The sequence below is a fragment of the Mesorhizobium sp. M2C.T.Ca.TU.002.02.1.1 genome (assembly GCF_003997225.1).
This window is the reverse complement of the sequence record NZ_RZTO01000256.1, coordinates 1-7,389: the sequence shown is the minus strand read 5'-3', so window position 1 is coordinate 7,389 and position 7,389 is coordinate 1. Positions and strand designations below refer to the sequence as shown.

Here is a 7,389-nt window from a genome sequence, read left to right as displayed (position 1 = left end):
CTTGTAGACCGCGTTGAGCCCGACGTCCGCCGAAGCGGCATTCGCGGCCGTGCAGGTAGCAAGGTCGGCCTGCGTCTTGGCTGCCGCGCAGTCGATGGCTGCCGCACGGGCAGCGGGCGTGGTGAGAAGCATAGCCAGCCCAGCGGCGACTGCGAAAATCGCGACCGCCAGCGAGGCCGAAAGGAGCGTGGTTTTGCCAGACATCTGATCTGCCCTCTGTTTGAATCGACCCGCCACTCGCGCCAGCATAGGTTGAGACAACTGCGACGATCAACGCCAAACCTGTGACGTGGCAAGCAAAGTGTGACCGGGCGGGATCGGCGAGGGCGAAGGAGCGAACAACCTCTCCTTGTGGTCCCCTTGCGGGGAGATGCCCGGCGGGGCACCGCTGTCCTGCCTCTCAGTCACTCAAGGGCGACGGGCCGGGATATTTCCGTTGTCGATTTGGATCAGCAGGTGCTCTGTCGCGTCCCCTTCCGGCCTGCCGGCCATCTCCCCCACAAGGGCGGAGATTGGCTGTGCCGGCGGCGCTCCGCCCATGGATGCGACTGGGACGGCGATTTGAGCATCCTCGAATAGAACCACCTGCGTCGCCAGAGCGGTTGTCGTGGCGACCTGGAAGAAAATGAAAGCGAGGGCGAGATAGCGGATCACGGGCCTCCAAACGCTTCGGCAGGCAAGTGGTTCCCTTATCGGGTTTCGCCGGCATCCGGGCGCTGGCTCTTGCGAAGCGCCGATGTCCCGTGCAAAAGCGCGGCTATGCTTATCATCAACGACCTTACGCTGCGCATGGCGGGGCGGCTGCTTCTCGATCATGCCTCGCTCACCCTGCCGGCCGGCACCAAGGCCGGTCTCGTCGGCCGAAACGGCACCGGCAAGACCACGCTGTTCAAGGCGATCACCGGCGATTTCCCCTCGGAGACCGGCTCCATCAGCCTGCCGAAGAACACGCGCATCGGCCAGGTGGCGCAGGAAGCGCCCGGAACCGAGGAGCCGCTGATCGAGATCGTGCTGAAAGCCGATGTCGAGCGCCAGGCTCTGCTCGAAGAGGAAAAGACCGCGACCGACCCGCACCGCATCGCCGAGATCCATACGCGGTTGGCCGATATCGACGCCCATTCGGCCGAATCCCGCGCCGCCACCATCTTGGCCGGCCTCGGCTTCGACGATGCCGCGCAGAAGCGTCCGGCCTCTTCCTTCTCCGGCGGCTGGCGCATGCGCGTGGCTTTGGCCGCCGTGCTCTTCTCCGAGCCGGACCTTTTGCTGCTCGACGAGCCGACCAACTATCTCGACCTCGAAGGCACGCTCTGGCTGGAGAATTATGTCTCCAAATATCCGCACACGGTGCTGCTGATCTCGCACGACCGCGACCTGCTCAACCGCGCCGTCAATTCGATCGTCCATCTCGACCAGAAGAAGCTGACCTTCTGGCGCGGCGGCTACGATCAGTTCGAGCGCCAGCTCACCGAGCAGCGCGAACTGCAGGAAAAGAGCCGCGTCAAGCAGGAAGCGCAACGCAAGCACATGGAATCCTTCGTCGAGCGTTTTCGCGCCAAGGCTTCCAAGGCGAGACAGGCGCAGTCGCGCCTGAAGGCGCTGGAGAAGCTGAAGCCGATCGCCGCCGTGGTGAACGACACGGTGCGGCCGTTCTCGTTCCCCGAGCCGGTGAAGACGGTCGCCTCGCCGATCGTGGCGCTGAACGGCGTCAATGTCGGCTACACCGAGGGCAATCCGGTCCTGAAGAAGATGACGCTGCGCATCGATGCCGACGATCGCATCGCGTTGCTCGGCGCCAACGGCAACGGCAAGTCGACCTTCGCCAAATTGCTCGCCGGTCGGTTGAAGGCCGAGACCGGCTCCATGACGATCGCGCCGGGCCTGAAGGTGGCGATCTTCGCCCAGCACCAGCTCGACGATTTGCGTCCAGAGGAAAGCGCTTACGAACACGTGCGCCGGCTGATGCCCGACGCGCCGGAAGCCAAGGTGCGCGCCCGCGTCGCCCAGTTCGGCCTCTCGACCGAGAAGATGAACACCGCCGCGAAAGATCTGTCCGGCGGCGAGAAGGCGCGCCTGCTGATGGGCTTGTCGGCCTTCGAGGGGCCCAACCTTTTCATTCTCGACGAGCCGACCAACCACCTCGACATCGACAGCCGTGAATCGCTGATCCATGCGCTGAACGACTTTCCGGGCGCCGTGATCCTGATCTCGCACGACCGGCATCTTCTGGAGGCGACAGCCGACCGGCTGTGGCTGGTCAAGGACGGCGCGGTCAATCCCTATGACGGCGACCTGGAGGATTATAAGACGCTGGTCACCGGCGTCTCGTCCAACCGCCGGGAGCAGAAGGAGGCGGACAAGGCCTCCAAGGCCGACCGCCGCCGCGAGGCCGCCCATCGCCGCGCCGCGCTCGAGCCATTGGCCAAGGAGATCCGCGCCACCGAGGCGCTGATGGACCGCATCCGCAAGCGCATCGACCTGATCGAGGACGAGCTCGCCAATCCGGCCGTCTACGAAAAGGACCCCTCGACCGCGACGCGGCTTGCCAAGGAGCGCTCGCAGCTGGCGCACACACTGGCGGTGAACGAGGACAAGTGGCTGACGATGTCGGCGGAATATGAGGAAGGGATCGCGGAGTAAGCATCATGCCTCCCGCGCGGGAGGGCACGCGGTCGCATCAGTCGTTCAGCAGGTTTTCGCGCAGCATCGTGCCCGGATACTCCGTTCGATAGCGTCCACGCCTTTGCAGTTCGGGAACGACGAGGTCGACGAATTCCTCGAAGCAGCCGGGTGTGTAGGTGGCGATCAGCATGAAGCCGTCGGCGCCGCCATCGTCCATGAACTCCTCCAGCCTGTCGGCGATGTCGGCAGGCGTGCCGACCAGCACGGGCATTCCCATGCCCTGCGCGTAGATGATGGCGGCGTCGCGGATCGTTACCGGGGCGCCGTCGCGTGCGTAGAGGATCGATTCGAACAGGCCCTGGATACCGGGGACCTCGATGTCCTGGATCAGGTCGTCCAGATCGAATGTCGAGAAGTCGAGACCGAAATGGCCCGACATCCAGGCCAGCGCGCCCTCGGGAGGAATGCAAGCCAGGATCCGTTCGTACTTGGCCTGCGCCTCCTCCCGTGTTTCCGCAACGACTGTCTGGACACCATAGATGAGACGTACGCTGCCAGGCGGGCGATTGAAGCGCTCGCTGACGCGGGTATTGAGATCGTCGCTGTATTGGCGCATGCGGGCGACAGTCGGCAGCACCGCAAAGATCGCCTCGGCATGCTTTGCCGCGAAATCGCGGCCGCGGTCGGACGAGCCCGCCTGCCACAGCACCGGCTGGCCCTGCGGCGACGGCGCTACGAAATGGCGGCCGCGCGACCGGAAGAATGTGCCTTCGTGCACCACCTCGTGTACTTTGGAAGGGTCGGCGTAGACGCCGCTTTCCTTGTCGGCGATGATCGCGTCCGGCTCCCAGGAGTTCCATAGCTTGTAGCAAAGCTCCATGTACTCATCGAGCTGCTCGTAGCGGTGGCCGCGATCGGTCATCTCGGCTCCATACGCCTCCCACTCGCTCTTCGAATAGGACGAGACGATGTTCCAGGCGATGCGGCCGTTGGAAAGATGGTCGAGGCTCGAAAGCCTGCGGCACATCGAGTAGGGGTGCTCGAAGGCGGTCGACAAGGTGACGCCGACGCCGAGATGCGTGGTCGCCGAGGTGATGATTGGCGCGATGGTCGACGGTTCATGCGTCGGGAACTGCACCGCGTATTTCACGATCGGATCGGATGAATTCGCGTGGGTGTTGTAAGGCGCCAGCTCGTCGGCGATGAACATAGCGTCGAACAGGCCGCGCTCCATGGTCCGGGCCATGTGCTGCCAGTATTCGGGGCGCGCATAATTCCAGCCGACCTTGTCTTTCGGGTGGCGCCACATGCCGGTTGCGTGGCTGTTCACGCCATGCTGAATGAAGCCGAGCAGATGTGCTTTCTTTGCCATTGACGGTCCTGACTGTTAGTACTGAAGGAGGTTTTCGCGCAACGTCGTTCCAGCGTAGGCTCTGCGGTAGCGGCCGCGCCGCTGCATTTCCGGGACCACCAGATCGACGAATTCCTCAAAGCATCCAGGTGTGTAGGTTGCCAGCAGCATGAAGCCGTCGGCGCCGCCCTCGTCCATGAACGTCTCGAGTTGGTCGGCGATGTCGGCGGCGGTTCCCACGAGTGTCGGCATGGCGAACCGCATCGAATAGATTTCCGCCGCCTCGGCGATGGTCACGTCGCTGCCGGCACCCGAGCGCACCAGCGCGTCCCTGACGCCCTGAATGCCGGGGACGTCGATGCTGTCGAGCGGCGAATCCGGATCATACTTCGAGAAGTCGAGGCTGAGCTGGCCGGACAGCAGCGCAAGCGACCCCTCCCGCGGCAGCAAGGCGCGGATGGTCTCGTATTTGCGCTTCGCCTCGTCGCGGGTCTCGCCGACGATCGGCTGCACGCCGTAGATAAGCTTCACGCCGCCGGCACGTCGCCCGAATTTTTCGAGGCGGCGGTTGAGGTCTTCGGAATAGAGGCGCATCTCGTCGACATTCGGATGGATCGCGAAAATCGCTTCCGCCTGCCTGGCCGCGAAGTTGCGGCCCGGCTCGGACGATCCGGCCTGCCAAAGGACCGGCTTTCCCTGAGGCGACGGCGCCACGAAATGTCGGGCGCGGCATTGGAAGAATTCGCCCCGATGCACCACTTCGCGCACCTTGGATGGGTCGGCGTAGATACCGCTGTTCCTGTCGGCGACGATCGCGTCCGGCTCCCATGAATTCCAGAGCTTCAGGCAGAGCTCGAGATACTCTTCGATGCGATCGTAGCGGCGGCTGCGGTCGTCCATCTGGGCGCCATAGGCATCCCACTCGCTTTTCGAGTAGGAGCCGACGATGTTCCAAGCGATGCGCCCGTTGGAAAGATGGTCCAGGCTGGAGAGCCGGCGGCACATCGAGTACGGATGTTCGAATGCGGTCGACAGCGTCAGCCCGACGCCAAGATGGGTGGTGGCGCCGGTGACGATCGGCGCCAGGGTCGATGGTTCGTGGGTAGGGCACTGAACGGCCCACTTCACGGTCGCATCGGAGTTGTCGGCAAAGCTGTTGTAGGGCGCCAGCTCGTCGGCGATGAACATCGCGTCGAACAGACCGCGCTCCATGGTCCGAGCCATGTGCTGCCAGTATTCGGGGCGCGCATAATTCCAGCCGACCTTGTCTTTGGGATGCCGCCACATGCCGGTCGCATGGCTGTTGACCCCATGCTGCATAAATCCGAGGAAGTGCGCTTGCTTCTTGGTCACGGACTGGTCCCGGTACTTGAAACTGATTTTTGCTGGCACCCTGAAGCGCCGGCTTTCGGATTTGCGCGCGGTGAGGGCGTGGCGCGCCGGAAGCCGTTCGCGCCACGCCCGACCGACCGGTGGTCGTCGGAGCGCAATCTATGGCTTGGTGGCCGGCACCTTCTTTTCGATGAAGAAGGCCAGGCCGACGCCGAATGTCGTTACCAGCACCAGGAACGGCCCGGCATAGACGAAATACGGCGTGTAACCGATGCCTGCTATGCTGACGATGGAGAGTGCGAACGCCAAGGCGATGCCGCCCCAATGGCCGTCCTGCGGCACCGGCGCCTCTTCCGTTTCGCCTTGGCGGAAGTCGTTGATCGCGTTCTGTACGCCACGCCAGTATCCGGCGGCAAAGACCGCCGTCGCCAGCACCGAGCCGATCGTGATGATGAGAGTGATTGCCGACATATCCATTCCCCTTATTCAGCCGGTGCCGTGACGGCGCCGGGCAGGGCGCTGTCAGCCGTTGCGTTCGCGTCCAGTGTGGTGCTCTGCCGCAGGGCGGCGTAGTCGAAGCGTTCGGGTCGGATGAGCGCTCCCAGCACCACCGTCAGGCCGCTGATCGCGACGATGCTGATCGTTCCCACCAGATCGCCGTAGACGTGGCGCAGCGGCATGCCGATGCCGATCGCCAGGACGATGCCCCCGACGAAGCCGATCGTATTGGTTCGCGGCCAAAGGATCGCCAGCACCAGCGGTAGCAGGATCGAGGTCTTGAGCGCATAGGTGGTCAGGACCAGCGTGGTGAAGTCGACGCCGGAAAGGACGATGCCGAAGGCAACCAGGCCGCCTATCAGGGTCGAAATCTTGGTGATGACGAACAGCCGGCTTTCAGCCGTCCTCGGGGCGAAGCGCTTGACGATGTCGACGGCGACGATTGAGGAAAGCGCCGACCCGGCACCGTCGATCGTCGAGTAGCAGGCGGCCAGGATCATCAGCACATAACCGATGATGATGAAGAACGGCAGGCCGAGATGCGAAATCAGATACGGCCCGATCGCCGCCGAGTCGCCGCCGATATCCGATAGGTTCAGGCCGTATGCGATACCGATCAGACCGAGAGTGCCGAGCGCGATCGGGATGGGATAAAACAGCGCGCCGGCCCAGAGGAAGGTGCGGTTGACATATTCCGATTTGATCGCCCACGCCTTCTGCCAGAAGGTCTGGTCGGCGATGGCGGCTGCGAATATGCCGAATGCCAGGGTGATGCCGAAACCGGCGGCGGCGTCCCAGCGCAGCACCGACAGATTGGCGGGGTTCACCTCTCCGACCTTGGCGACGACCGCAAGCGCGCCGCCCGGCACCTTGTCGAAGGCCAGCGAGACGATGATCGCCGCCGGCACCGTGATCATCAGAAGGTTGATGGTCGCGGTCATGACGCTCGTCCACAGGCCGCCGAAATAGGAATAGACCAACACCGAGATAAGGCCGACAAGCGCTGCATAGGTCCAGTCGATATTGAAGATCGTCGACATGACCACCGAAGCGCCCTTCAGGTTGATCAGGATCTCCAGGACGATGCCGAAGACCATCGTCAGCGTCACGATGGATGTCGCGACCCCCGACTGCTTGAAGCGGTTCTTGGTGAACTCGGAGATCGTGTAGCCGTTCGGCATCTGCCGGCGCAGGACGCGCGTGAACGGGATCAGCATCATCACCGCAAGCCCATTCGGCGCCACGAACCAGAACAGGCCCGACAGGCCCCATTCGAAGGTCATGGCGGAGGTCATCATCACCGCCATCGACCATGTCCAGACGGAAATTACCGAGCCGACGCCGAAGCCAAACCCGATCTTGCGGTCGGAGATGATGAAGTCGTGGGTGTTGCGCACCAGCAGCCGGCGAATGACGATCGCCGCCACGAGGGTGGCCAACCCGAGCCCCACGAGAAGCGAATAGCCCAGAGTCGGGGTAAGCCCCTGTGTCAATTGGAGAGTTGTCTTGTCCATGTCAAAATGTCCCGCTCGTTAGCTGGCTGCAAAGCGTTTCGTCCCCACTGGGCCAGCGCCGGGCGGAACTTAAAC

The 7,389-nt window shown here is 63.4% G+C and carries 6 protein-coding genes and 1 pseudogene; 1 reads left to right on the top strand and 6 read right to left on the bottom strand.

Annotation, left to right across the window (positions count from 1 at the left end; all coding sequences use genetic code 11):
- Together EOD07_RS15595 and EOD07_RS15590 are read right to left on the bottom strand one after the other, a co-directional pair.
- A pseudogene (locus EOD07_RS15595) lies at nucleotides 1-204 on the bottom strand (hypothetical protein); the annotation flags it as partial.
- Between the two features lie 204 nt (nucleotides 205-408).
- Nucleotides 409-654, bottom strand: coding sequence for a hypothetical protein (locus EOD07_RS15590; protein WP_127236106.1), 246 nt, complete (start codon nucleotides 652-654; stop codon nucleotides 409-411).
- 105 nt (nucleotides 655-759) lie between these two features.
- Between EOD07_RS15590 and EOD07_RS15585 the strand changes: the two genes are divergently transcribed.
- Nucleotides 760-2,637, top strand: a complete 1,878-nt coding sequence (locus EOD07_RS15585; protein ID WP_127236105.1) for an ABC-F family ATP-binding cassette domain-containing protein — start codon at nucleotides 760-762, stop codon at nucleotides 2,635-2,637.
- 37 nt (nucleotides 2,638-2,674) lie between these two features.
- Here the strand turns inward: EOD07_RS15585 and EOD07_RS15580 are convergent, their stop codons facing one another.
- The 4 genes from EOD07_RS15580 to EOD07_RS15565 all read right to left on the bottom strand — a co-directional run bounded on the left by EOD07_RS15580 (nucleotide 2,675) and on the right by EOD07_RS15565 (nucleotide 7,314).
- Nucleotides 2,675-3,991 (bottom strand): LLM class flavin-dependent oxidoreductase, encoded by a 1,317-nt coding sequence (locus EOD07_RS15580; RefSeq protein WP_127236104.1) that lies wholly within the window; start codon nucleotides 3,989-3,991, stop codon nucleotides 2,675-2,677.
- Nucleotides 3,992-4,006: 15 nt separating this feature from the next.
- Complete coding sequence (locus EOD07_RS15575) at nucleotides 4,007-5,323, bottom strand: NtaA/DmoA family FMN-dependent monooxygenase (RefSeq protein ID WP_244508477.1); 1,317 nt, start codon at nucleotides 5,321-5,323, stop codon at nucleotides 4,007-4,009.
- 138 nt (nucleotides 5,324-5,461) lie between these two features.
- Nucleotides 5,462-5,773 (bottom strand): hypothetical protein, encoded by a 312-nt coding sequence (locus EOD07_RS15570; RefSeq protein WP_127236103.1) that lies wholly within the window; start codon nucleotides 5,771-5,773, stop codon nucleotides 5,462-5,464.
- A gap of 11 nt (nucleotides 5,774-5,784) precedes the next feature.
- A complete protein-coding gene (locus tag EOD07_RS15565) occupies nucleotides 5,785-7,314 on the bottom strand; it encodes a sodium:solute symporter (RefSeq protein WP_052468044.1) in 1,530 nt (509 codons plus the stop codon).
- Between the last annotated feature and the right edge of the window lie 75 nt (nucleotides 7,315-7,389).

Excerpts from the sequence above, each read along its gene's own strand:
- EOD07_RS15570 (WP_127236103.1), bottom strand. The coding sequence starts at position 5,773 with ATGTCGGCAATCACTCTCATCATCACGATCGGCTCGGTGCTGGCGACG.
- EOD07_RS15585 (WP_127236105.1), top strand. The coding sequence starts at position 760 with ATGCTTATCATCAACGACCTTACGCTGCGCATGGCGGGGCGGCTGCTT.
- EOD07_RS15580 (WP_127236104.1), bottom strand. The coding sequence starts at position 3,991 with ATGGCAAAGAAAGCACATCTGCTCGGCTTCATTCAGCATGGCGTGAAC.
- EOD07_RS15565 (WP_052468044.1), bottom strand. The coding sequence starts at position 7,314 with ATGGACAAGACAACTCTCCAATTGACACAGGGGCTTACCCCGACTCTG.